Origin of the sequence: Methylobacterium sp. Leaf99 (assembly GCF_001422375.1) — a bacterium.
Classification (GTDB): domain Bacteria; phylum Pseudomonadota; class Alphaproteobacteria; order Rhizobiales; family Beijerinckiaceae; genus Methylobacterium.
Genome location: NZ_LMMU01000008.1, coordinates 304976 through 329462, shown reverse-complemented (window position 1 = coordinate 329462; position 24487 = coordinate 304976). Strand labels below are relative to the sequence as shown.

The window sequence follows — 24487 nt, the reverse complement described above, 5'->3', positions numbered from 1 at the left end:
CCGTCGATTGTCACCGTCAGGACTTCAAGTGACGGGGATGGCAATCATGGTCGGGCTCAAGCAATGCATGTTCGCGGTGGGGATCGGAGCGCTCGCGACCGGGCAGGTCTTGGCCCGCGAGGTCGTCGCATTTCAGGACAACCTCAGCCCGGGCACCGTGGTGGTCCGGACGGCCGAGCGCCGGCTCTACCTCGTCAACGGCGACGGCACGGCGATCCGCTACCCCGTGGCGGTGGGCAAGCCCGGCAAGCAATGGACCGGGACGCGGGAGATCGACGGCAAGTACGTGCATCCGGCCTGGTCGCCGCCCCGCGAGGTCAAGCGGGACAATCCGCGCCTGCCCGACGTGATCGCCGGTGGGTCGCCGCACAACCCGATGGGATCGGCGGCGCTCACCCTCTCCGGCGGCGAGTACGCGATCCATGGCACCAACCGCCCGAACTCCATCGGCTCCTACGCCTCGTATGGCTGCATCCGCATGTACAATCAGGACGTGGTCGACCTCTACAGCCGTGTCTCGGTGGGCACGCCGGTCTACGTGGTGCGGTGATCGCGACCCGGTCGCCGGATGACCCGGCGACCGGGTGTGGCTCATGCGGCCGGCGGGGCGGTGGCCTCGACGGCCGTGAACGTCTCGAGGATGGTATAGGTGTGCTCGGCGCCCGCCGGCACAAGCCAGGAATCACCCGGCTCCAGGGTGGTGGTCTCGCCGTTCACCACGAGTTCGGCACGGCCCGCCACCACGTAGCCCACGGTCTCGTAGGGGCGGCTGGCACTCGGTTTGTCGGCGTTGGGCTCTTCCTCGCGCCACATCCGCAGGGCGACGGATTGGCCGCCGGCGAGGGCGATCTCCCCGTGGGCACCGGCTTTGGCCGTGCGGCTCGAAATCTTGGTGATGGCCATGATGATCCTCGTACGCGATGGTGCGGGGCCAACCGAGGCAGAGCACCGGACGTTCCGGCCCCTCAGAAGTCGACGGCGATCCCCTTGATCTCCCAATCGTCGTAGCGGACCGGCTCCAGGCCGCCGCGGCCCTGGCGCTCGCGCGCCGCGGCGATCTCGGCGGCACGGGCGTCGATGTCCTTCCGGCGGGCCTCGGCCTCGGCCAGCGCCCGCGTGGCGGCGGCCGAGAGGGGGGAGCGGGGCGAAAGCCCCTGGTTTTCCGTGTCGTCCTGCATCGGCATGGCTTGCATCTCGGTGGTGAGGGGTGAAAGGGCTGTCCCGAAGGATGTCCGGCCCGGTCGGGCGCAGTCTTTCAGGAGAAGTGGCACTCATGGCGACACGCCGCAACGCGGACGGGCCGATCACGCCCATCGACCGCACCGTCGCGGGCCTCGCCGCCCGCCAGGTCGCCCACGGCGCCGTGGCCGATCTCCTGGCGAGCAACCACGCCTTCGCTTTGGAAGATGCCCTGGCGCAAGCCGGGCGCGATGCCGCCCTGGACGGTGCCGATACGGCCCTGGCGCGGGCCATCGCCACCGCGACCTTCCGACGCCTCGGCTTCCTGAAGCAGGTGCTCGCCGCCCGGCTGTCGCAGGGGCTGCCCGAGGGCCAGCCCCGTCTCGTCGCCGTCCTCGCCACGGGCGCCGCGCAGATCCTCGACCTCAACGTGCCCGATCACGCCGCCGTCGATCTCGGCGTGCGCCTCGCCAAGGGCGACCCGCAGCTCCAGCACCTGTCCGGCCTCGTCAACGCCGTCCTGCGCCGGATCGTGCGCGAGCGCGCCGAGATTCTGGCCGAGATGACCGATCCCCTGGCGCACAATACGCCGGACTGGCTCGCCGCGCGCTGGCGGGACGCCTACGGGGTGGAAACCGCGCAGGCCATCGCGGCGGCGCACCTCGCCGGTGCCGCCCTCGACATCACGGTCAAAGGCTCGGCCGTCGAATGGGCCGAGCGCCTCGGCGGCGTCGCCCTGCCGACGGGCAGCGTACGCCTGCACGAAGTCCGCTCCGCCGTCTCCGACCTGCCCGGCTACGCGGAGGGTGCGTGGTGGGTGCAGGATGCGGCGGCCGCGATTCCCGCCCGGCTGCTCGGCGTGACGCCCAGCCAGCGGGTGGCGGATCTCTGCGCCGCGCCGGGCGGCAAGACCGCCCAGCTCGCCGCGGCGGGGGCCACCGTCGTCGCCGTCGATCGCTCGGCCCCCCGCCTCGAGCGCCTGCGCGAAAACCTCGCGCGCCTCGGGCTGGACGCGGAGATCCGTGTCGGCAACGCCCTGGACGTCGAGGAACCGGGTCAGTTCGATGCCGTACTGCTCGATGCGCCGTGCTCCGCCACCGGCACCATCCGCCGACATCCGGATGTGGCCTGGACCAAGGAAAGCAACGACATCCTGCGCCTCGCCGCGCTGCAGCGGCGACTGTTCGACAGGGCCGCGATCCTGGTGAAGCCCGGCGGCCGGATCGTCTACTGCACCTGCTCCCTGGAGCCGGAGGAGGGCGAGCGTCAGGTCAGGGACTTCCTCAAGCGCAACGACGGGTTCGAGCGCGTGCCGGTGATGCCGGAGGAGTTGGGCGGCCTGTCCGCGCCCATCGACGCCCAGGGCGACCTGCGCACCCTTCCGTCGCAGCTCGACGGGACCGGCCCCGAGCAGAGGGGCGGCCTCGACGGCTTCTTCGCGAGCCGTCTGCGCCGGAAAATCTGAGCACCGGCCGCAAGCGGCACGAGGGCCCCCATCAGGTGATCGGCGCCGGATTGAACAGCGTGGGATCGTTGATCAAGCCCCAGCGATCTGACCACGGCTGCCTGCGACCGCCGGTGACATCGAGGATGAGGTGGAACAGGTCCCGGCCGGTTTCCTCGATGGTGGAACGACCCGTGGCGATGCGGCCGGGATCAGGCGCTCGGAGACCAGCTTGTCGCATCTGAGGCCGACCACCATGACCGCGCCGCCGAAGTTCGAGTTCCGGGCGAGGCTCTGGAGCGTCTCTGCAAAGGGTTCACGGGCTGGGTGACGGGCCCCGTGTTGTGGGGATGCGACCCTACGAACTGACCGATTCGCAATGGGAGTAGGTCGCCCCGTTGCTGTCTCCGCAGAAGCCGCGCACGGGTGCGCCCTTGGCTGATCTGCCGGCCCGCGACGGTGCACGCCGGTCCGGCGCCATCGGGGGGTGAGGGTACGGTCGAGGGGACTGGCGAAGCGCTCGGGCGCAGCCAGGGCGGGTTTTCGACCAAGCTGCATCTGCATCGAGCCAGTCATTCCGACCCGCAAAGATCAGCCGCGGCAGCCCGACTTCGACAAGGCCGCATATCGGGAGCGCAACAGGGTCGAGCGGCTGATCGGACGCCTCGAGCAGTATCGCCGCCAGTATTGCCGCATCGCCACCCGCTACAAGAAGCGGGCGGCCAACGACCTCGCCATGGTCACACTCAGCATGACAATGCCCTGGCTCAAAAGACTTTGCGAAGACGCCCTAGCCGGCGATGGCGCGCGTGCCGATCTCGACTGGATCGATCCCCCGGCCGACGCTGAAAACTTTGCTGATTGTCTACGGCGGCGCGGCGCTGACCGAGGATCGCATCACCACCGATCTCCTGGGAGAAAACGGTGGTGGAGCTGAGCGGGATCGAACCGCTGACCTCCGCAGTGCGATTGCGGCGCTCTCCCATCTGAGCTACAGCCCCGTTCCGGGGTGCGGGCCTTTTAGGCTTGCGCACGCCGGCCTGTCAATTCCGGAAATCCTGCTGCCGAGCGGGCGCGTGAACCGTGCCCGGAGCGCGGGACCACGAGGACATCGATCCCCCGCATGAACGCCTTCCTCTGGCTCTTCGACACCGTCGTCCAGCTCTACATCTACGTGCTCATCGCCAGCGCCGTCCTGAGCTGGCTCGTGGCGTTCAACGTGGTGAACGTCCGCAACCCCATCGTCTCGCAGATCGGCGAAGTGCTCTACCGGCTCACCGAGCCGGTGCTCCGGCCGATCCGCAACATCCTGCCCAACCTCGGCGGCGTCGACCTGTCGCCCATCGTGCTGGTGCTGCTGCTGCTGTTCGCCAGCCGCCTGCTCCACGAATTCATACCGGTGCAGGCCACCGTCTACACGCGCTGAGCGCCCCATCCCTTCGAGAGACGACCCGCGCCCATGAAGACCAATCCCGGCCGCTTCTTCGAGGATTATCGCCTCGGCGAGACCATCCGCCATGCCACGCCGCGCACGGTGACCACGGGCGACGTGGCGCTCTACACGGCGCTCTACGGCCCGCGCTTCGCCGTGCAGTCGTCGGACGCCTTCGCACGCAAGCTCGGCTACCCGCAGAGCCCGCTGGACGATCTGCTCACCTTCCACGTGGTGTTCGGCAAGACCGTGCCGGACATCTCGCTCAACGCCCTGGCCAACCTCGGCTACGCCGAGGGCGGCTTCCGCCGGCCGGTTTATCCGGGCGAGACCCTGTCCACGGTCTCCGAGGTCATCGGTCTCAAGGAAAGCTCCAATCGCCAGACCGGCGTAGTCTACGTTCGCTCGACGGGCTCGGACGCCAACGGCGAAACGGTGCTGAGCTATTGCCGCTGGGTCCTCGTCAAGAAGCGCGACCCCGAGGCGATCATCGCGCAGGAACACGTGCCGACCTTCGCCAAGGTGGTGTCGCCGGCCGACCTCGCCGGGGCGCTGCCGCCGCTGGATGCGGGCGCCTACGATGTCGATCTTGCGGGAAGCCCGCACCGCTTCTCGGACTACGTCGTCGGCGAGAAGATCGACCACGTCGACGGCATGACCGTGGAGGAGGCCGAACACCAGATCGCCACCCGCCTGTTCCAGAACACCGCCAAGGTCCATTTCGACGCCTTCGCCACCAAGGACACCCGCTTCGGCCGGCGTCTGATCTATGGCGGCCACGTGATCTCGCTGGCGCGCGCGCTGAGCTTCAACGGTCTCGCCAACGCGTTCGCGCTGGCCGGCATCAACGCCGGCCGCCACGTGGCGCCGCTGTTTGCCGGCGACACTGTCTATGCCTGGAGCGAGGTGCTGGAGACGGCCGAACTGCCCGGCCGGTCCGATGTCGGGCTGCTGCGCCTGCGCACGGTGGCGACGAAGAACCAGCCCTGCGGCAACCACCCGGACAAGCAGGGCGACGCCTACGACCCGTCGGTGATCCTCGACCTCGACTACTGGGCGTTCATGCCGCGCTGAGGCTTGCCTCGCCGATCAACCGGCGGTGAACAGACCGGCCACGGCGTGCCGGAGCGGGTTCGCCGGGTCGGACAGCAACCGGATCGCCATGGCGCACGCGATGGTGACGAGGAGCGGTCGGATCAGGCGGGCGCCGAGGCGGATGGCGAGGCGGGCGCCGATCTGCGCGCCGAGAATGGCGCCCACGGCCATGACGAGGCCGATGGCCCAGAACACGTGCCCTCCGAACGCGAACAGCGCGAGGCTCCCGAGGTTGCTCGCCGCATTGGCGAGCTTGGTGTGGGCGGTGGCCCGCACGACGCCGAGGCCCAGCAGCGTGACGAATCCGATCATGTAGAACGCGCCGGCGCCCGGACCGAACACGCCGTCGTAGAACCCGACGGCGGGGGCCCAGGTCAGGGCGAACACCGCCGGACTCATCCGTGCCGTGGCGTCCTCGGCGCTCATGCGCCGGGCGGTGGCGAAGTAGAGGGCGATTCCCACGAGCAGGATCGGCACCCCGGCATCGAGCACGGGGCGCGGCAACAGGCTGACGCAGAGGGCGCCGGCGATGGAGGCGAATCCAGCCGAGACGGCGATCTTCCAGGCCGCCGGCCAGTGGATCAGGCCGCGCCGGGCAAACGCAAGCGTGGAGGAAACGGCGCCCGCAGAGCCCTGGAGCTTGTTCGTCGCGATGGCGCTGACGGGGTCGAGGCCGGCGAGCAGCAGGGTCGGCAGGGTGATGAGGCCGCCGCCGCCCGCGATGGCATCGACGCAGCCGGCTGCGACCGCCACGGCGAACAGCCCCGCGAGCAGGCCGGGATCGACACCGAAGATCATGTGCCCTCTGGCGATTCAGGATGAGCCGACCAGAAGCGGGCGGGGGATGCGTCGAGACCCGGGCGCTTCCCCCGAGTCTCAAAAAATCAGTTGCGGACCACGACCTTGGTGCCGACCTTCACGCGGTCGTAGAGATCGACCACGTCCTTGTTGGTCATGCGAATGCAGCCCGACGAAACGGCGGCGCCCATGGTCTCGGGCTCGTTCGACCCGTGGATGCGGTAGAGCGTGGAGCCGAGATACATGCCCCGCGCTCCGAGCGGGTTGTCCTGTCCGCCCGCCATGAAGCGCGGCAGGTCGGGCCGGCGGGCCAGCATCTGTGCCGGCGGGCGCCAATCCGGCCATTCCTTCTTCATGGTGACGGTCTTCTGGCCCGACCACGAGAAGCCCTGGCGCCCGACGCCGACACCGTAGCGCACGGCCTGACCGCCGGGGAGTACGTAGAACAGGCGCCGCTGGCTCGTGGAGACCACCACGGTGCCGGGCTTCTCCGCGCCTTTCCAGGCCACGGTCTCGCGCGGAATCGCCTGCTCGCGGAAGATGTTCATGAAGTCGGCGATGGGGCCGCTGTCGAACGGGTTGCCGGCCCGGGCGGCGGGCGTCATCGCAAGGGTCAGGGCCACTGCGAAAGCGGAAGCGGCGAAGCGCGTCTGCATGATGGTTTCCTCCAGCCGAAGCGGGTTTGGCGTTGTGGCACCGTCGTTTCGGACGGGCGCAGCGTCGTTATCCGGAGCCTTGGCCCCCAGGGCCGGGGCGGTCAACGGGGACGGCGGCGACAGGCCAACCCTGTGTGATCCCGGCAACGTCCGTCGCGGCGCCCTTGCAGACCGGAACAAACCGACCGGACAGGAAACTTCTCGTCCAAGGACAGAATGCCGCAGGAACTTGTCGCGGGTTGGCCCACACACCAGTCTTGGGGACGTGAGAGGCTCCGCAACGCATCCCCAGTCGCCCCTCGGCGCAGACAATTCGCTCTTCGGCGCGAACTCTATCGGTTCGCCGCGTCGCCGGGACTGGCGCGGCGTCCTGCCGCGCCTTCTCCATGTCCTCGCGCTGCTCCTGATGGCCCTCCCCATCCTGCCGGATGCGGGACAGCCCACACTCGCCCACTCCGTTGCCGCCCTCGCCGTCTACGAAGCGGGGGACGATCCGGCCCCCGCCGACATTCCGAAGATGGCTCGTGCCGCGTACGATGCCGACGATCTGCGCGAGGCGTTCGCCGTGCACGGCCCCCGACTGCTGGCGGTTGCCGAAGCGGCTGCCGCGTTCGATCCCATGCCGGCGGACGAGCCGCACACCCGCGAGGATCATCCGCCGATCCGGCCTCCAAGGCCCCTGGTCTGAGACAGGCCGGCCCTTCACGGTTCCTTGTGTCGCGCTCAATAGAATCCCGCCCGAGGCGAAGTCCGTCCCGATCCGGGGGCCGTCGTCGGATCGCCAAGATCATCTGTCAGACAGCCCGTATGACAGGCAAGGTGCGCGGCCCTTCGCCGTTGCCGCCCTCGGTGCCACGGGCATCTTATCATCCGGCCATGCCTACCGTGGCCCGGAGCTTGCCGCGCGACCGCTCCAATCCTGGAGACGGGACGGCGCGAACCCTTGAACGCATCGTGAGCGGCGTGCCCGCGGCAGCCGCGCATCGACCGAATTCCGCAGGAGCGAAGTGATCGTGACGTCTCCCTCCCTACGCGTGTTCTGGGCGCGCCCGGCCTCCGTCGCCGTCGGCATCGTCCTCGTCACCCTGTCGGCCTGCAATCAGAAACAGCAGGCGGCGGCACCGGTGCCGGCCCCACCGCCGGAGGTGAGCATCGTCACCGTGCGCGAGCAGCCGATTCCCTACGTGCGCGATCTGCCGGGTCGGGTCGCCCCCATGCGCATCGCCGAAGTCCGCTCGCGGGTCTCGGGCCTCGTGATCAAGCGGACCTTCGAGCAGGGCAGCTTGGTCAAGGAGGGTGATGTCCTCTACAAGATCGACCCGGCGCCGTTCCAGGTGGAACTGCAGAGCGCCGAGGCCGTGCTCGCCCGCACGGAGGCGGCGCAGGTCCTGGCCGGACAGCAGGCCGACCGCCTGGAGCAGCTTCTGTCACGCCAGACGGCGAGCCAGGCCCAGTACGACAGCGCCTATGCGGGTCTCAAGCAGGCGCAGGCCGAAGTCGCCGGCGCCAAGGCCGCCCGCGACCGGGCCAAGCTCAACCTGAATTACACCGATGTTCGCGCCCCGATTTCGGGCCGCATCGGCCGTGCCCTCCTCACCGAGGGCACCCTGGTCGATCAGGGCGCCACTTCGAACCTCGCCACGATCCAGCAGCTCGATCCGATCTACGTCGACATCACCCAGTCCGTGGGCGAGCTGAACAAATTGCGCCGGGATCTCGCCAGCGGCGAGCTCTCCCGCCTGTCCGGCGACACCGCCAACGTCCACCTCATCATGGATGACGGCTCCCTCTACGGCTCGGCCGGACGGCTCCTGTTCTCGGACGTCACCGCCGATCCGAGCACGGGGCAGGTGACCCTGCGGGTGCAGTTCCCCAACCCGCACGACGAGCTGTTTCCCGGCATGTACGTGCGCGCCCGGATCAAGCAGGGCATCGATACCGACGCCCTTGCCGTTCCCCAGCAGGCGATCCAGCGCACCAACGACGGCAAGGCCGAGGTCTGGGTGGTGCGGGACGACAACAAGGTCATGCTCCAGCCCGTGGAGGTCGGCCCAGTGGTCGACAACCAATGGATCGTGCGGGAGGGCCTGAAGGCCGGCGATCGTGTCGTCGTGGAAGGTGTCCAGAAGATCTCGGCCGGTCAGCAGGTGAAGACCACCGAGCTCCATCCGGCCTCGGAGGACAAGGGACCGAAGCCACACGACACGGACGTGGTCGAGAAGGCCGCCCCGCAATCCGCCGCACAGGTGCGCTGACCCATGGCCCGCTTTTTCATCGACCGGCCGGTCTTCGCCTGGGTCGTTGCCCTGTTCATCATCCTCGGCGGCGCACTCACGATCCCGCAATTGCCGGTGGCGCAGTATCCGGTGATCGCGCCCCCTTCCATCGCCCTATCGACCTCCTTCCCCGGTGCTTCGGTCGAGAACCTTTATACGGGCACCACCCGGCTCATCGAGGATGAGCTGAACGGCGCCGCCAACATCCTCAGCTTCGAGTCGGCGAGCGACGCGTTCGGCGTCGTCGAGATCACGGCGCAGTTCCAGCCGGGTACTGATTCGAGCCTTGCGGGCGTCGAGGTCCAGAACCGTCTGAAGCGCATCGAGGCGCGCCTGCCGGCGGAGGTGCGTCAGCAGGGTACCCTCGTCGAGGAGGCTTCGGCCGCGACCCTGCAGATCATCACCCTGATCTCGCCGGACAAGTCCATGGACGAGATCGCGCTCGGCGACTTCCTCATCCGCAACGTCATCAACGAGATCCGCCGTATCCCCGGCGTCGGGCGCGCGACGCTCTACTCGACGGAACGGTCCCTGCGCATCTGGATCGATTCGGACAAGCTGCGCGGCCTGTCGCTTAACGCATCCGACGTCTCGAAGGCGATCTCGAACCAGAACGTCCAGATCGCGTCGGGCGCCGTCGGCGCCATGCCGAGCCCGGCGAACAACCCCGTCAACTTCCCCATCATCGTCAAGGGCCAGATGACGGCGCCCGAGGAATTCGGCGCCATCGTCCTGCGGGCCAACCCGGACGGCTCCAACGTCCGTCTGCGCGACGTGTCCCGGATCGAACTCGGCGGGGAGGACTACAAGTTCACCACGCGCCTCAACGGCGGCGAAGCAGCCGGCATCTCCGTGACCCTGGCCCCCGACGGGAACGCGCTCCAGACCGCCTCCGCCATCCGCGCCAAGATGAAGGAGCTGTCGCAGTTCTTTCCCTCCAACGTGCAGTGGGACATTCCCTACGACATCACGCCCGCCGTCGAGGCCTCCATCGAGAAGGTGCTGCACACCCTCGTCGAGGCGGTGGTGCTCGTATTCGTGGTGATGTTCATCTTCCTCCAGAACATCCGCTACACCCTGATCCCAACCATCGTCGTGCCCATCGCCCTCATGGGCACCTGCACGGTGATGCTGCTCGCCGGCTTCTCGGTGAACGTGCTCACGATGTTCGGCATGGTTCTGGCCATCGGCATCCTCGTCGACGACGCCATCGTGGTGGTGGAGAACGTCGAGCGGATCATGAACGAGGAAGGCCTTTCCCCGAAGGAGGCCACCCGCAAGGCGATGGAGCAGATCACCGGCGCCATCATCGGCATCACCCTGGTGCTCATCGCGGTGTTCATCCCGATGGCGTTCTTCCCGGGCTCCGTCGGCATCATCTACCGCCAGTTCTCCATCGCCATGGTGACGTCCATCGGCTTCTCGGCGCTCCTCGCCCTGTCCCTGACCCCGGCCCTGTGTGCCACGATCCTCAAGCCCATCGAGAAAGGCCACGGCCATTCCAAGGGCGGCGTGTTCGGCTGGTTCAACCGGGTGGTGGACCGCGAGACGGCGCGGTACGGCCGCGGCGTCGCCGGGCTCATCAAGCGCTCGGGCCGGGTGATGGCGATCTATCTCGCCATCGTGATCGGCACCGGCTACGCCTTCGCCCGCCTGCCGGAAGGCTTTCTGCCGGTGGAGGACCAGGGCTTCTTCACGGTCGACATCCAGACTCCGCCCGGCGCCTCGTTCAATCGAACCGAGGCGGCGGTGAAGAAGGTCGAGGAGCATCTCCTCGCCCAACCGGGTGTTGCCACCGTGACGGTGGTCAACGGGTTCTCGTTCTCGGGGCAGGGCCAGGTCACCTCCCAGGCGTTCGTCACCCTGAAGCCGTGGGGGGCGCGCAACGCGGACAACTCGGCCGCCAAGCTGGTGGAGGGCACCAACAAGGCCCTCGCCAGCTACAAGGATGCCGTGATCCAGGCCCTCGAGCCGCCACCCATCGACAACCTCGGCAACGCCTCGGGCTTCAGCTTCCGCCTCCAGGACCGCGCACAGAAGGGCTACTCGGCCCTAATGGCCGCCCAGGAGCAGCTCCTGTCCCTCGCCCGCAAGAGTCCGGTCCTGCAGAAAGTCTACGTCGAGGGCCTGCCGCCGGCGCCGCAGGCCGAACTCGTCATCGACCGCGAGAAGGCCGCGGCCCTGGGCGTGGCCTTCGAGGAGATCAACAACACGATCCAGGTCAACCTTGGCTCGGTCTACACCAACGACTTTCCCAACCGGGGCAAGATGCAGCGCGTCATCGTCCAGGCCGAGGATGCGCAGCGCCTGAAGGCGGCCGACATCCTGAATTACGGCGTCAAGAACAGCCAGGGCACCATGGTGCCGATGTCGTCCTTCGCCGACCTGAAATGGAGCATCGGCCCGGCACAGATCATCGGCTTCAACGGCTATCAGTCCGTCCGCATCACCGGCGAACCCGCGCCGGGCTACACCTCGGGTGACACCATCGCCGAGATGGAGCGGCTGATGCAGCAGCTCCCCAAGGGCTTCGGCTACACCTGGACCGGGCAGTCCCTGCAGGAGAAGCAGGCCGGCAGCCAGGCGAGCCTGCTGCTGGCCCTGTCGATCCTGATCGTGTTCCTGTGCCTTGCCGCCCTCTACGAGAGTTGGTCGATCCCGTTCTCGGTGCTGCTCGTGATCCCCCTGGGCGTCATCGGGTCGGTGGCGGCGGTGTACATGCGCGGCCTGCCCAACGACGTGTACTTCAAGATCGGCCTCATCACGATCATCGGTTTGTCCGCCAAGAACGCCATCCTGATCGTGGAATTCGCCAAGGATCTCTGGAAGCCCGGGAAATCCCTGGTGGACGCCACCATCGAGGCGGCGACCCTACGCTTCCGCCCCATCGTGATGACCTCGCTCGCCTTTATCTTCGGCGTGGTGCCGCTGGCCATCGCGACGGGCGCCGCTTCCAAAAGTCAGCAGGCTATCGGGACCGGCGTGCTCGGCGGCATGATCTCGGCGACGGTGCTGGCGGTACTGTTCGTACCGGTGTTCTTCGTCGTGGTGATGCGCCTGTTCCGGCGCAAAGACGCCACGGAGGGTATCCAGCCGGAGGCGGAACCCACCGCCCAGGCCGGGCCTCATCCGGCACCGGCGGAGTAAGCCGGAAGATGAAAAAAGGGGCGCGCGGTTTCCACCGCGCGCCCCTTCTTCGTTCCCGCCGCAACGCGAATCAAACTTCGCGGGCGACCATCATCTTCTTGATCTCGGCGATGGCTTTCGCCGGGTTCAGGCTCTTCGGGCAGGCGTTGGCGCAGTTCATGATCGTGTGGCAGCGGTAGAGCCGGAACGGATCGTGCAGGGCGTCGAGGCGCTCGCCGGTGTTCTCGTCACGGCTGTCGATGAGCCAGCGATAGGCCTGGAGCAGGGCCGCGGGGCCGAGGAAGCGGTCGCCGTTCCACCAGTAGCTCGGGCACGAGGTGGTGCAGCAGGCGCAGAGGATGCACTCGTAGAGGCCGTCGAGCTGGGCGCGGTCCTCGGGCGTCTGCTTCCACTCGCCTTCGGGAGCCGGGGTCTCGGTCTGAAGCCATGGCTCGATGGAGGCGTGCTGGGCGAAGAAGTTCGTGAGATCCGGCACGAGGTCCTTGAGGACCGGCATGTGCGGCAGCGGGTAGATCCGCACGGCGCCGGTCTTCTTGCCCTTGGCGTGCTCCTGACACTCATCGATACCCATGGTGCAGGCGAGCGCGTTCTGGCCCTCGATGTTCATGGCGCAGGAACCACAGATGCCCTCGCGGCAGGAACGCCGGAACACCAGGGTCGAATCGACCTTGCTCTTGATCCACAGGAGCGCGTCGAGGACCATCGGTCCGCAATCGTCACGATCGACCTGATACACGTCGACGCGGGGGTTCTTCCCGTCGTCGGGATTCCAGCGGTAGATCCGGAATTCCTGGAGGTTGTTGGCGCCGACGGGCCGGGGCCAAGTCTTGCCCTCGGTCATTTGCGAGTTTTTGGGAAGGTTGAACTGAGCCATGATTTGGCGTGCCTAATTCCGTCTCGAGAAATTCATCGTTGGAAGCACGTGCGGTACTGATTCCTCAGTACACCCGTGCCTTCGGCTCGATGTACTGGATCTCGTTCGACATGGTGTAGGTGTGCACCGGGCGGTAATCGATGGTGACCTGCTTGGATTTGTCGTCCATCCAGGCGAGGGTATGCTTCATCCATTCCTTGTCGTCGCGATCGGGGAAGTCCTCACGGGCATGCGCCCCGCGGCTCTCCTTGCGATTGGCCGCCGATTCCATGGTGACCACGGCCTGGCCGATGAGGTTGTCGAACTCCAGGGTTTCGAGGAGGTCGGTGTTCCAGATCAGCGAGCGGTCGGTGACGTGGATGTCGGCGAGCCCCGAGGCGACCTTGTGGATGAGGGTCTTGCCCTCTTCCAGAACTTCGCCCGTGCGGAAGACGGCGCAGTTATTCTGCATGGTCTTCTGCATCTCGGCGCGCAGCTCCGAGGTCGGCGTGGCGCCGTCGGCGTAGCGGAAGCGGTCGAGACGGGCGAGCGCCTTGTCGGCCGAGTCCTTCGGCAGGTCCATTTGGCGCCGGCCCGGCTCGACGATCTCGGCGCAGCGGAGACCCGCGGCCCGGCCGAACACCACGAGGTCGATGAGCGAGTTCGAGCCGAGGCGATTGGCGCCGTGGACGGAGACGCAGGCGGCTTCGCCCAGCGCCATCAGGCCCGGCACCACCGTGTCGGGGTTGCCGTTCTTCAGGGTCAGGACTTCGCCGTGATAGTTCGTCGGGATGCCGCCCATGTTGTAGTGGACCGTCGGCAGCACCGGGATCGGCTCCTTGGTGACGTCGACGCCCGCGAAAATTTTCGCGGATTCCGAGATACCGGGCAGGCGCTGGTGCAGGATCGCCGGGTCGAGGTGGTCGAGGTGCAGGTAGATGTGGTCCTGACCCTTGCCGACGCCGCGCCCGGCCCGGATTTCCATGGTCATCGAGCGCGAGACCACGTCACGGGAGGCGAGATCCTTGGCGCTCGGCGCGTAGCGCTCCATGAAGCGCTCACCCTCGGAGTTGGTGAGGTAGCCGCCCTCGCCGCGGGCGCCCTCGGTGATGAGGCAGCCGGCACCGTAGATACCGGTGGGGTGGAACTGCACGAACTCCATGTCCTGCAGCGGCAGGCCGGCGCGCAGGACCATGGCGTTGCCGTCGCCCGTGCAGGTGTGGGCGGAGGTGGCCGAGAAGTACGAGCGGCCGTAGCCGCCGGTGGCCAGGATCGTCTGCTGGGCGCGGAAGCGGTGGATCTCACCCGTGGCCTGATCGATGGCGATGACGCCGAGGCAGCGGCCGTCCTCGTCCATGATGAGGTCGAGGGCGAAGTACTCGATGAAGAAGTTGGTGTTGTTCTTCACCGCCTGCCCGTAAAGCGTATGGAGCATGGCGTGGCCGGTGCGGTCGGCGGCGGCGCAGGTGCGCTGGGCGGTGCCCTTGCCGTACTCGGTGGTCATGCCGCCGAAGGGGCGCTGATAGATCTTGCCTTCCTCGGTGCGCGAGAACGGCACGCCCCAATGCTCGAGCTCATAGACCGCCGCGGGGGCGTTGCGCACGAGGTATTCGATGGCATCCTGGTCGCCGAGCCAGTCCGAGCCCTTCACGGTGTCGTACATGTGCCAGCGCCAGTCGTCCGGCCCCATGTTGCCGAGGGAGGCCGAGATGCCGCCCTGTGCCGCCACCGTGTGCGACCGGGTGGGGAACACCTTCGAGATGCAGGCGGTGCGCAGGCCCGCCTGAGAGCAGCCCACCGTGGCGCGAAGGCCGGCACCGCCGGCCCCGACGATGACCACGTCGAAGGTGTGGTCGTTGATCGTGTAGGCGGGGGCGCCGTTCGATCCGTTGCTGGCCATGGGAAAGTCCCTTCGGTTCTCGGATGCGGTCAGACGAGGCGGGCGAGGCTCACGCGCAGGATCGCGTAGAGGCAGGCCACCGCGACGGCGACGGCGTAGGTGGTGTTGGCGAACAGGGCGGCGAACTTCAGGCCCTTGTCGTGGACGTAATCCTCGATGACGACCTGCATGCCGATGCGCATGTGCAGGGTCACCGAGATCACCCCGCCGATGAGGATGAGGGCCGCCAGGGGGTGCGACACCAGGGCGACGGCCTCAGGGTAGGGCCGGCCGGCCATCATCGCGATGATGACGATGAAGCCGATCATCAGGGGCACGTTGGCGGCTGCGGTGACGCGCTGCTGCCACCAATGCCCGGCCCCGTGCCCGGAGGCGCCGAGTCCCTTCACGCGGGAGCGGGCGGTGCGGAGGGAGGTCTTTGCGGTCTCGGCCATGGATCAGGTCCTCAGCGCACGAGAAGGGCGACGGCCCAGATCGCCACGGTGGCGATCACGGAGGCGATGAGGGTGCCGCGTGCGAGATTCATGCGGCGCGCGCGGTCGAAACCCTGGCCGACATCCCAGACGAAGTGGCGCAAGCCCCCGAGCATGTGGTGCATCAGGATCCAGGTGTAGGCGAACAGCACCAGCCTGCCCAAGATCGAGCCGAAGAACCACGCCACCCAGGCATAGGCCGCAGGGCCGGAGGCCAGGGCGACGAGCCAGATCGCCACGAGGGCGGTGCCGCCGTAGAGCGCGGTGCCGGTGATGCGGTGGAACACCGACATCGCCATGGTCCAGGTCCAGCGGTAGATCTGGAGGTGTGGCGAGAGCGGCGCTGTGACCGTGGGTCGGGCGGTGGGAGCCATCGTGTTTCGCGGTCCTCGATGGTGGTTGCGCGCCATGCCGACGCTGCAGTGCAAAAAGAATTTGGATCGTCTCTAATCTGCCCGTGGCCAGGCGCCAATCCGCAACCTGTCGCGGAGGAACGGGAGTGGCGACAGTTTTCTCGGATCGTAAGTCGGGCGCGGAGGCTTCACGGCAACCTCCCGAGGACGCGCCACCAGGCGTAATCCAGCGGTGCGACGATGAGCAGCGACGCCGCGCCGAGCACCAGGGTGAGCTTCGTCGCCTGCACCAGCGGCACACGCCCGAGATCCATCGCCATGACGATGGGCGGCGCCTGATAGGGCAGGAACAGGGTCGAGTAGCCGACCACCTGCACCATCACCACGCTGGCGAGATCGAGGCCGCTCACTCGCGCCATCTCGCCGGCCAAGGCCGTATAGAGCGCCGGCGCGCCGTTGGCGGTGACGACGAGGGCGAGCACCGCACTGATGCCGGTGAGAATACCGAAATTGTAGGCCGGCGCGTCGGGCGCCAGGGGCGCAAGGGCGAGAAGCGCATGTCCAAGGCTGGCCCCAAGTCCGGTGGCGTTCACCGTGGCGACGAGGCCGAGCAGGGCCGCGACGTAGAAGCAGGTGCGCAGGTTGACGGCCCCGAAGGCGTCGGCCGGCAGCACGCCGATGCGTGGCATCAGGCAGATCACCGCCGCGGTGAGTCCGATCCAGGCCGGCGCAATGTGGTGCAGGCTGTCGGTGACCCAGAAGCCGAGGGTGGCGACGAGGATCACGGCGAGACGCCGCGCCTCCGGTGTCATCGGCGCGACGGCGAGGGCGCCGTCATCCACAACCGTGAGTCGGTCGGGGAACAGCCGGACGACGCAGGCGACCAGGATCGCGCCCTTCACCAGGGCCAGCACCGGGGCGTGCAGGAGGAGGTAGGGCAGGTAGGCGAGGTGCAGGCCGTATTGGGCCTCGGCCGTGCCGGCCATGACGAGATTGGGCACGTTGGCCGGCAGGATCGCGGCGGACAGGATCGGAGTGGCGACGCCGACGGCCAGGACGGCACCGTGGCGGCCGGGCCGCCCGGGGCCGAGGCCGTAGGTGTCGCAGAGGGCGAGCACCACCGGCACCAGCAGGGCGATGCGCCCGAGGTTGGACGGCATCACGAAGGCGATCCCGAAGGCGAGCGCCACCAGGCCGGCGATGAAGACCGTGTAGGACCCCGACAGGTGGTCCGACAGGCTTCGTGCCAGGCGATCCCCGAGGCCGGTGCGGGTCATGGCCAAGCCCACGACCATGCCGCCGAGCACGAGCCAGAACGCCGACGAAGCGAAGCCCGAGAACACCACATTGGCGGGCGCCAGCCGGAAAAGCATCGCCACGGCAAAGAACAGCAGGGCGGTGACGATCTCGGCCACGAGGCCGCTCGCCCACAGGCCCATGCAGAGCACGAGCAGGGCGCCGGTCAACCAGACCGTCGCGTCTCCCCCCAAGCTCTGGACTGACTGCATGCCGCGATTCCGGTGGCGGAGCGCATTTCACGCATCGCCAGGGGCGGACAGAACCGCGAATTAGACTGGTTCGCAATTCGGGAGTCCGGCACCGAGCCTTCGCGACAAGCGAAGGCTCGGGCGCGTTCAGAACCGTGCCGGGTCGAGTTCGAAGGTCGGCGGAAGGGCCTCGAACCACGGGCTGTAGTACGGATCGTGCGGGATCTTTTCCGCCCAGCGCGCCCGGAACCGATCATGCTCGGCCGGATCGACGGTGCGGGCGCGGTTGCGGCTCTCGTAGTGGTAGAGTTCGGCCTGGGCGCAGTAGACGATGCGCTGGCCGCGCTCCCAAAGGCGCAGGCACAGATCGACGTCGTTGTAATTGACGACGTAGTCCTCGTCGAAGCCGCCGAGCGCTGCAAAATCGTCATTCCGGACCATCAGGCAGGCGCCGGTCACCGCGAGGTAATTGCGGTTACCCACCGTGGAGAAGAAGTGCCCCGGATCATCGCCGGGATAGCCGCGCCGGACATGATCGGGCGTGGCATCGACGATGGAGACGCCCGCGTGCTGGATCTCGCCGGTCTCGAACAGCAGCTTCGGGCCCACCGCGCCGACACCGTCGATCTGGAGCAGCGCCAACATCGCCTCGATCCAGTCGGGGGTGATCACCGCGATGTCGTCGTTGAGAAAGACCAGGATCTCGCCGGTGGTGGCGCCGGCCCCGAGGTTCATCTTGGCGGCGACGTTGAAGCCGGGCTCCGCGTAGGTGACCTGCCGCGCCTCATGACGTTCGAGGGCGGCCCGGGTCGCTGCGCGAAGGTCGCCATTGTCGACGACGACGATCTCGATGTCCCGATAGGTGCTCTTCGCCCGGATGCTGGCGAGGCATTCGGCGAGGAGATCGACGGTTCGGCCTGCGACCACGCTGTCGCGGCCGGCGCTCGGGATCACGATGGAGACGCGCGGCGCGCCGACGAGCTTGCGGCGCAGGAAGAAGCAGCCGGCATAGGGGGAGGGGCGGACGAAATCGAGGGTGCCGGTGCGCCGTGCCCGGTCCTCGAGACCGCGCACGGCCGCCGCGATGACGTAGTCCTTGTTGTCCATGGTCTGGGCGGTGGAGCCCGGGATGGCGCGCCAGTGGTAGAGCACCTTCGGCACGTGACGGACATTCCGGACGTGCTCGGTGTAGCGCAGGGCGAAGTCGTAATCCTGCGCGCCGTTGCATTCGTCGCGAAACCCGCCGATGCGCGCGACGATGTCCATGCGGTAGAGGGCCAAGTGCGCCGTGTACATGCACGCCTCCAGGGCCTCCGGCGACCAGTCCGGCTTGAAGAACGGATCGTAGCGCACGCCCTCGACGGAGATCTTGTCCTCGTCCGAGTAGAGGAAGTCGACGGTCGGATCGTCGTTGAGGACCCGGACGAACTCGTAGAGCGCGTTGTCGGGGATCGCGTCGTCGTGGTCCATGAGCGTCATGTAGACGCCCGTCGCCAGCGCCATGGCGTCGTTGGAGGCCGCCGAGATGCGCCCGTTCCGCTCGCGCCGGTGCAGCTTGATCCGGGGCTCGGCGGCGGCGAACGCCTGGAGCATCGGCCAAACATGCGGGCTCGGCGAGTTGTCGTCGCAGAGGCACAGTTCCCAATTCTTGTAGGCCTGCGCCCGCACGGAGGCGATGGCGGCTTCGAGCCAGACCTTCGGCGTGTCGTAGACGGGCATCACGATGGAGATGCGCGGGGTGAACCCGAATCCGGCGATGGCCGCCCGCATGGCGGGCACGGACGGGCGGCCGGGCGTTTCCACCGCCTCGATCCAGGCGGCGTAGGAAGCCGGCACCGGACGCGGTTTCGCAGCGTCGAGGAAGTCGCGCCATAGGGCGCGGGTCGGGCGGCGCCGGATCAGTCCCGCGACGCGGGCGGCGAGGCGGGGGAGGGGACGTTCGGCGGGCGGCAGACGCGCCACGAGGCGCCGGGCGATCTCCGCGCAGGCGGCCGGGAAGCCGAGATGGTCGAGGGTGACATCGTGAAGGGTGAACCCTCCGGCGCCACTTAGGGGATCGAGGCGCAAGCCGCGCACCCGGCGCGGCAGGCGCACGAGATTGTCGATCCCGGCCTCGCCCCGTTCGAGGGGAATCGTTAGGGCCTCGCGAAATCCATGGCCGTCGTCGATGTAGAGCAACGGCACCAGCTTGGTCCGGCCCAGCGGCGCGAGGTCGGCGCGGATGCGGACCCAGCCGCCGCGATGTCGGCGCCGGCCCTCGGGCGGCAGGATGCGGAAGTAGGGATCCGAGCCGACCGCGCGCCACACCCCAGCCGCCTCGGCCACGATCTGATGGACGGGATCGAGCCGGCAGCGCACCGTTCGCGACACGTGGGGAGCCTTTCCTCGAACGATGAATCCGCCCGTGGTCTAGGCGCCGCGCCCGGGAACGGCAATCGCCGGCTCAGGCATGCAGGGCCTGTGCAAGTTCGCCTTTCGACATCTTCGAGCGGCCGGGAATGTTCTTCTCACGGGCCTTCGCCAGGAGGTCGGCCTTGGTCCTCCCGTCCGCGTCGCGGGCCGTCGCGGCCTTCTTCGCCACGTCGGCCGGCTGCTTCGAGTGCTGTCGGCCCTTGGCGGAATCGGCACGCTTCTTCTGCGTCGACCGATCGTACTCCGCGTCGGAGAGCTTTTCGCGGGCGGCCTTCGGCAGGTAGCGCTCGCCGGTCTCGCCGCTCTTCTCACCCGACTTCGTGTCCCACTTCTCCTCGGTCCATTCCGTCAGGTGGTTGTCCGACGACTTCTTGCCCGCGTAGCCGCCGCCCGCATCCTTGTAGGCCTTGGTCGCGGCCTGCGCCTTTCGGGCCGACCATTGGCCAGGCTTGCCGCCCTTGTCGGATTCGGTGACCTCCTTCTTCACCTTCTCCCACAGGGCCGGATCGGTCTTCTTCGCGGTGGCGGACATGGGCGCATCCCGAATTGCTGGTTCCGGGAAACAACCGGAGGGGCAGCCCTGCGTTCCACGCTGGGAAGTGCATCCCCATCTGTCATGAAATCGTCCTTTGGCCCGGCGATAGCATCGCCTCGACAAGGCGGCCGCCGCATCGCATCACGCGGGGCGACGGCACGGACGGACCAGCGGCGGGAACGACACGGCAATGAGCGAGTACGGTACGGGGCACAGGCCCACGGTCTTCATCGACGGCGAGGCGGGTACCACCGGTCTCGGCATCCGCGAGCGCCTGGAACGCGAGGACCGCGTCGCCCTGAAGAGCATCCCGCACGAGAGCCGCAAGGACATCTCGGTCAAGCGCGCCCTGATGGAGTCCGCGGACCTTGTGGTCCTGTGCCTGCCCGACGACGCGGCCCGCGAGACGGTGGCGCTCGCCGATTCCATGCCCGGCGGCGGACCGCGCATCCTCGACGCCAGCACCGCCCACCGGGTCGATCCGGCCTGGGCCTACGGCTTCCCCGAGCTGACGCCGGGCCAGCCGCAGGCGATCCGCGAGTCACGCCGGGTGGCGAACCCCGGCTGCTATCCCACGGGCGCCATCGCGCTGATCCGGCCCCTCGTGGAGGCCGGCCTGATCCCGGCCGATTCACCCATCAGCATCAACGCGGTGAGCGGCTACAGCGGTGGCGGCAAGGGCATGATCGAGACCTACGAGGCGGGGGAGGGGGCGCCGTTCCAGCTCTACGGCCTCGCCTTCACCCACAAGCACCTGCCCGAAACGCAGGTCTATGGCGGCCTGACGCGGCGGCCGATCTTCATTCCGTCCGTCGGCAACTTCCGCCAGGGCATGCTGGTGAGCATCCCGCTCCACCTCGATACGCTCCCGGGCAAGCCGAAGGCGGCCTCCCTCGAAGCGGCATTGCGAGCCTACTATGCCGGCTCCGACCTCGTCAGCATGATCCCCGGTCCGCATCCCGAGCGCCTCGAGCCGGAAGATCTCAACGACACGGACCGCCTCGAATTACGGGTCTTCGGCTCCGATCCCTACGGCCAGGCTGTCCTCGTCGCGCGCCTGGACAACCTCGGGAAGGGCGCGTCGGGTGCAGCAGTGCAGAACATCGGCCTGATGCTCGGCCTCGACTGAATCTCCACTGCCGCGCTGCCCAGGTCTTGCCGGTCATGCGGAGTCGGAAGCTTGCGACGTATGACCGGCCGAGGTGACGAATTGTTCACTCCTGAGCGGTAGCCTTCCGGGTCCCTCAGGAGACCACGATGCGGTGGAAGATCAGTGGCGCCTGCGCGGTGGCCGGGCTGGTCGCTTACGCGGCGAGCCTTGCCATGGGCACGATTCCCGGACCGGCCCAGGCCGTGTCCGATATCGCCGATGCGCGGGCGGCATTCCTGACACCGGACGAGCCGGTGTTTCCCGCCACCAATCCCTACAGCGCCGAGAAGGCTGTCCTCGGTCAGCGTCTCTTCTTCGATCCGGCCCTCTCGGGCACCCGATCGATGTCCTGCGCCTCGTGTCACGATCCGTCCAAGGGCTGGAGCGAGAACCGGCCGCGCGGGATCGGCGAGGTCGGCATGCCGATGAAGGTGCGCACGCCGACTCTCCTGCACGCGGCGATGGCACCGATCCTCGGTTGGGATGGCAAGTTCCGCTCGCTGGAACACGTGACGTTCACGCCGATCACGTCACCCACGGTGATGAATCTGCCCGAGAGCGTCCTGATCCAGCGCCTTCGGGGGGACGCCGCCTATGTCCGCGCGTTTGCCGCCGCGTTCCCGAACGACGCGATCACGCGCGCCACCATCGAACAGGCTCTTGCCACCTACCAGCGGACGATCCGGCCGGGCCCCTCGGCCTTCGACAGCTGGATCGCGGGAGACACGCGGGCGATTCCGATACGGGCCCAGGACGGGTTCCGCCTGTTCACGGGCAAGGCCCGCTGCGCGGAATGTCATGGCGGTGCGGCGTTCACCGACGCCTCGTTCCACGATATCGGCGTCGGCCAGGGCGAAGACATCGGGCGGGGCGCCTTCTTCCCGACCTCACGGACCCTGCGCTACGCCTTCAAGACGCCAAGCCTGCGGGACATCGCCATCCGGGCGCCCTACATGCATGACGGTTCCTTGCCGACCTTGGAGGCGGTCATCGACCTCTACGACCGCGGAGGCATCGATCGCCCGAGCCGCGCGCCGGATGTCCGGCCCCTCAACCTGACGTCCTCCGAGAAAGCCGACCTGATCGCCTTTCTCCAGACGCTGACGAGCACGGCCCCTTCTGCAACGGCGGGCGCTCCCACGCCGCGCTGATCCGTCGGCGCGAAGCCCGAATCCTCACGCGGCGTCGATCACGACCATTCCCATGCGAGGCGACCGTCAGCGCGCGAGGGGGAGGCACGCGCCGACGAGGACGAGGCCCGCCAGCAGCAGGCGACCGCTCCAGAGCTCGTAACGCTCCGTATGTTCGGGCGCCCGGATGGAGGCGTACGACAGGGCTCCGCCCGCGAACAGACTTGTGGCACTCAGAACGACGACCATCGGCGGGCACCCCAGCGGAGACGACACCGGCACGCTGAACCCGAGCAGGTTACCGAACTCCTCGGGCCGGTCTTCAACCCTTCCACACGCTTCACAAAAGGTTTCCGCGCCCGCAAAGCGGCGTAAGCCGATGGCCGACCAAAGACGGTGCATGGCGTTAACCATTGAGTTATCTTTGTTAACGGAAACCTTCCGCATCTCGTTAAAATTGCGTAGATTTCATCGTGCCGGGGACGACATCCCGACCCCGAGCTGGACGTTCCGAAGTCTTCCGTAAAAGTCTTCCGTCAGGATTTTCCCCGATGCGTATCCCGAGTGCACGGCTGCCGCGCCCGGCAGCCTGGACGGCCGCGGTTTGCCTGAGCCTTACTGGGGCAGGTGCGGCCGAAGCACATGTGAAGTGGTTCTGCGCCTACGACGTCGTCGGAGCGCCGCGCGGACTCGAGACCGTGCTCTGCGACGACTTCGAGAAGCTCGCCGCCCTCTCCGTCCTCGCCCTCGTGGTCGGCGGGCTCCTCGAAGGCACCGTGCTCGGCGCGGCCCTGACCCGATCCCTCGACCGGGTGACGGGCTGGGCGCGCGCCAACACGGAGCTCCTGTTCCGCGCCGTATGCGGCGGGTTCTTCGTGGCCCTTTGGTCCCTCGGCGGCGTCATCCTGACGCCGGAGCTCACCACGACGAACGCGGCGCTGCCCTGGCTGCAGCTCGCCATCGCGGCCGGCTTCCTATGGCGCACGACCCTGCCGTTCTCAGCCGCCGGCATCGTCGCGCTGTTCGCCATCGCGGCGAGCCAGTACGGCGCCTTCCATCTCGCCGATTACCCGATCTTCCTCGGCGTCGCCGTCTACCTCGTGCTGACGACGTTCCAGCGGAAGCTGTTCGGCCTGCGCCCCCTCGACGTGGTGCGCTACGCCGCCGCCATCACCCTGATGTGGGCGTCCGTCGAGAAATGGGCCTATCCCCAATGGACGTTCCCGCTCTTCCTCGAGCACCCGGCCATGACCATGGGCTTCGATGGCGAGTACTTCATGAAGGCCGCCGGCGCGGTGGAGTTCGTCCTCGCCTTCGCCCTGGTCTGCACGCCCCTGATCCGCCGCATCGCCGCGATCCTGCTGGGCGCAGCCTTCGTCTCCGCGATCTTCCAGTTCGGCAAGATCGACGCCATCGGGCATGCCCCGATCATCGTCGCCATGGTCGCCATCGCCGCGGACGACGTGGCCGTTCCGCAGCGCCTGCGCCGGCTCGTGACGATGCCGGTCGGCTACGCCACGGCGCTCGCATGCTTCATCGGTCTCTATTACGGAGCCCACGCAGCCCTGTACGGCTCCGCGATCCTCTGAGCCGGGTCACTGCCACGGCCTGTGGCGGCCTCAGCGCGCCTCGACGGTCACCGTGAGCTTCATCTTCGGATGGATGCCGCACAGCACCGCAAAGGTTCCGGCGACGGGAAACACGATCCTGGCCTTCTCGCCGGGTTCCTGATCCCCGGAATCGAACGTGAAGTCCGGTGCGTCGACATAGGCATGGTGCAGGAGGTCGGCGTCGTCGTTGAGAACCTGCACGGTCTCACCGCGCTTGATCACGAGGGCCGCCGGCTGGAACGCACGCCCCTTCTGCGAGACCTCGTGGACGCGTCCACCGATGGCCGAGACCATCATGACGGTGGCGCCCGTAGCCGCAAAGGCCGCCATCGCGGCGATACGAAACAGAGCGTGCATGGACCCTCCTGTCCGGCGGTTCGGCCGGATGTCGCTGCGCCGAGACATCGGGGGGCGAGCCCAGCCATTGCCATTCGGGGGTCACGGTGCCGCCAGCGAAGTAAAAACCGGGTTAAGTACCTGCTTCAGCGTCCACTGGGTACGCCGTGCTGTCGGACGCCGAAACCCGTTCGATCGGAGTGTCGCCATGCATTGGCGGA

At 67.9% G+C, this 24487-nt stretch carries 23 protein-coding genes, 1 tRNA gene and 2 pseudogenes; 11 read left to right on the top strand and 15 right to left on the bottom strand.

Translation table 11 applies throughout. The features are described 5' to 3' along the window. Nucleotides 1-46 precede the first annotated feature (46 nt). On the top strand, nt 47-550 hold the full coding sequence (locus tag ASF28_RS16550; RefSeq protein WP_157085626.1) for a L,D-transpeptidase: 504 nt from the start codon (nt 47-49) through the stop codon (nt 548-550). A gap of 41 nt (nt 551-591) precedes the next feature. On the opposite strand, the gene ASF28_RS16545 is transcribed toward ASF28_RS16550, so the two are convergent. Continuing rightward, nucleotides 592-903, bottom strand: a complete 312-nt coding sequence (locus tag ASF28_RS16545) for a cupin domain-containing protein (RefSeq protein WP_056094984.1) — start codon at nt 901-903, stop codon at nt 592-594. A 62-nt stretch (nt 904-965) separates the two neighbouring features. Further along, the gene (locus ASF28_RS16540; RefSeq protein ID WP_056094983.1) at nt 966-1184 is read right to left on the bottom strand and encodes a DUF1674 domain-containing protein; all 219 of its coding nucleotides are present in this window, start codon (nt 1182-1184) and stop codon (nt 966-968) included. Between the two features lie 89 nt (nt 1185-1273). Here ASF28_RS16540 and ASF28_RS16535 point away from each other — a divergent pair, with 89 nt between their 5' ends. Next, entirely contained in the window at nt 1274-2644 is a 1371-nt protein-coding gene (locus ASF28_RS16535; protein ID WP_056094981.1) for an RsmB/NOP family class I SAM-dependent RNA methyltransferase, read from the top strand. Nucleotides 2645-2675: 31 nt separating this feature from the next. On the opposite strand, the pseudogene garD reads toward ASF28_RS16535, so the two are convergent. Next, nucleotides 2676-2837: pseudogene (gene garD / locus ASF28_RS23425) on the bottom strand (galactarate dehydratase); the annotation flags it as partial. A 184-nt stretch (nt 2838-3021) separates the two neighbouring features. On the opposite strand from garD, the pseudogene ASF28_RS21950 reads away from it, so the two are divergent. Then, nucleotides 3022-3392, top strand: a pseudogene (locus ASF28_RS21950) (hypothetical protein); the annotation flags it as partial. A 156-nt stretch (nt 3393-3548) separates the two neighbouring features. On the opposite strand, the gene ASF28_RS16525 reads toward ASF28_RS21950, so the two are convergent. Then, nucleotides 3549-3624, bottom strand: a tRNA-Ala gene (locus ASF28_RS16525). Between the two features lie 122 nt (nt 3625-3746). Between ASF28_RS16525 and ASF28_RS16520 the strand changes: the two genes are divergently transcribed. Both ASF28_RS16520 and ASF28_RS16515 read left to right on the top strand, forming a co-directional pair. Next, nucleotides 3747-4049, top strand: coding sequence for a YggT family protein (locus ASF28_RS16520; protein WP_056094975.1), 303 nt, complete (start codon nt 3747-3749; stop codon nt 4047-4049). Between the two features lie 33 nt (nt 4050-4082). Then, complete coding sequence (locus tag ASF28_RS16515; protein WP_056094972.1) at nt 4083-5129, top strand: MaoC family dehydratase; 1047 nt, start codon at nt 4083-4085, stop codon at nt 5127-5129. A 15-nt stretch (nt 5130-5144) separates the two neighbouring features. Here ASF28_RS16515 and ASF28_RS16510 read toward each other — a convergent pair whose 3' ends face one another. Beyond that, nucleotides 5145-5948: a TSUP family transporter gene (locus ASF28_RS16510; protein ID WP_056094969.1), complete on the bottom strand. Its 804-nt coding sequence runs from the start codon at nt 5946-5948 to the stop codon at nt 5145-5147. 86 nt (nt 5949-6034) lie between these two features. Beyond that, entirely contained in the window at nt 6035-6553 is a 519-nt protein-coding gene (locus tag ASF28_RS16505) for a L,D-transpeptidase (protein WP_244475063.1), read from the bottom strand. Nucleotides 6554-7010: 457 nt separating this feature from the next. Between ASF28_RS16505 and ASF28_RS16500 the strand changes: the two genes are divergently transcribed. The 3 genes from ASF28_RS16500 (at nt 7011) to ASF28_RS16490 (ending at nt 12027) form a co-directional block, all read left to right on the top strand. After that, nucleotides 7011-7292, top strand: coding sequence for a hypothetical protein (locus ASF28_RS16500; RefSeq protein ID WP_056094963.1), 282 nt, complete (start codon nt 7011-7013; stop codon nt 7290-7292). Between the two features lie 346 nt (nt 7293-7638). Beyond that, entirely contained in the window at nt 7639-8859 is a 1221-nt protein-coding gene (locus tag ASF28_RS16495; RefSeq protein WP_443189744.1) for an efflux RND transporter periplasmic adaptor subunit, read from the top strand. Nucleotides 8860-8862: 3 nt separating this feature from the next. Further along, a complete protein-coding gene (locus tag ASF28_RS16490; RefSeq protein ID WP_056094961.1) occupies nt 8863-12027 on the top strand; it encodes a multidrug efflux RND transporter permease subunit in 3165 nt (1054 codons plus the stop codon). A 70-nt stretch (nt 12028-12097) separates the two neighbouring features. On the opposite strand, the gene ASF28_RS16485 is transcribed toward ASF28_RS16490, so the two are convergent. From ASF28_RS16485 to ASF28_RS16455, 7 genes are all read right to left on the bottom strand, one after another. Further along, nucleotides 12098-12901 (bottom strand): succinate dehydrogenase iron-sulfur subunit, encoded by an 804-nt coding sequence (locus ASF28_RS16485; RefSeq protein WP_056094958.1) that lies wholly within the window; start codon nt 12899-12901, stop codon nt 12098-12100. A 64-nt stretch (nt 12902-12965) separates the two neighbouring features. Continuing rightward, nucleotides 12966-14780: a succinate dehydrogenase flavoprotein subunit gene (sdhA, locus tag ASF28_RS16480; RefSeq protein WP_056094956.1), complete on the bottom strand. Its 1815-nt coding sequence runs from the start codon at nt 14778-14780 to the stop codon at nt 12966-12968. Between the two features lie 29 nt (nt 14781-14809). Beyond that, the gene (gene sdhD, locus ASF28_RS16475; protein WP_056094953.1) at nt 14810-15214 is read right to left on the bottom strand and encodes a succinate dehydrogenase, hydrophobic membrane anchor protein; all 405 of its coding nucleotides are present in this window, start codon (nt 15212-15214) and stop codon (nt 14810-14812) included. Nucleotides 15215-15225: 11 nt separating this feature from the next. Next, nucleotides 15226-15627, bottom strand: a complete 402-nt coding sequence (gene sdhC, locus ASF28_RS16470; RefSeq protein WP_056094950.1) for a succinate dehydrogenase, cytochrome b556 subunit — start codon at nt 15625-15627, stop codon at nt 15226-15228. 167 nt (nt 15628-15794) lie between these two features. Further along, nucleotides 15795-17114 (bottom strand): SLC13 family permease, encoded by a 1320-nt coding sequence (locus tag ASF28_RS16465; RefSeq protein ID WP_056094948.1) that lies wholly within the window; start codon nt 17112-17114, stop codon nt 15795-15797. A 126-nt stretch (nt 17115-17240) separates the two neighbouring features. Further along, complete coding sequence (locus ASF28_RS16460) at nt 17241-19463, bottom strand: glycosyltransferase family 2 protein (RefSeq protein ID WP_244475053.1); 2223 nt, start codon at nt 19461-19463, stop codon at nt 17241-17243. A gap of 73 nt (nt 19464-19536) precedes the next feature. Beyond that, nucleotides 19537-20037 carry a hypothetical protein gene (locus tag ASF28_RS16455; protein WP_056094945.1) on the bottom strand — a complete coding sequence of 167 codons (501 nt, stop codon included), beginning with the start codon at nt 20035-20037 and terminating at the stop codon, nt 19537-19539. 193 nt (nt 20038-20230) lie between these two features. On the opposite strand from ASF28_RS16455, the gene argC reads away from it, so the two are divergent. Both argC and ASF28_RS16445 read left to right on the top strand, forming a co-directional pair. Then, on the top strand, nt 20231-21169 hold the full coding sequence (gene argC / locus ASF28_RS16450) for an N-acetyl-gamma-glutamyl-phosphate reductase (RefSeq protein ID WP_056094943.1): 939 nt from the start codon (nt 20231-20233) through the stop codon (nt 21167-21169). 128 nt (nt 21170-21297) lie between these two features. After that, on the top strand, nt 21298-22341 hold the full coding sequence (locus tag ASF28_RS16445; RefSeq protein WP_056094941.1) for a cytochrome-c peroxidase: 1044 nt from the start codon (nt 21298-21300) through the stop codon (nt 22339-22341). Nucleotides 22342-22407: 66 nt separating this feature from the next. On the opposite strand, the gene ASF28_RS23030 is transcribed toward ASF28_RS16445, so the two are convergent. After that, nucleotides 22408-22569: a hypothetical protein gene (locus ASF28_RS23030; RefSeq protein ID WP_200912685.1), complete on the bottom strand. Its 162-nt coding sequence runs from the start codon at nt 22567-22569 to the stop codon at nt 22408-22410. Nucleotides 22570-22871: 302 nt separating this feature from the next. Between ASF28_RS23030 and ASF28_RS16435 the strand changes: the two genes are divergently transcribed. Further along, entirely contained in the window at nt 22872-23909 is a 1038-nt protein-coding gene (locus ASF28_RS16435; protein WP_056094935.1) for a hypothetical protein, read from the top strand. Nucleotides 23910-23939: 30 nt separating this feature from the next. Here the strand turns inward: ASF28_RS16435 and ASF28_RS16430 are convergent, their stop codons facing one another. After that, the gene (locus tag ASF28_RS16430) at nt 23940-24287 is read right to left on the bottom strand and encodes a hypothetical protein (protein WP_338011695.1); all 348 of its coding nucleotides are present in this window, start codon (nt 24285-24287) and stop codon (nt 23940-23942) included. Nucleotides 24288-24487: the final 200 nt, after the last annotated feature.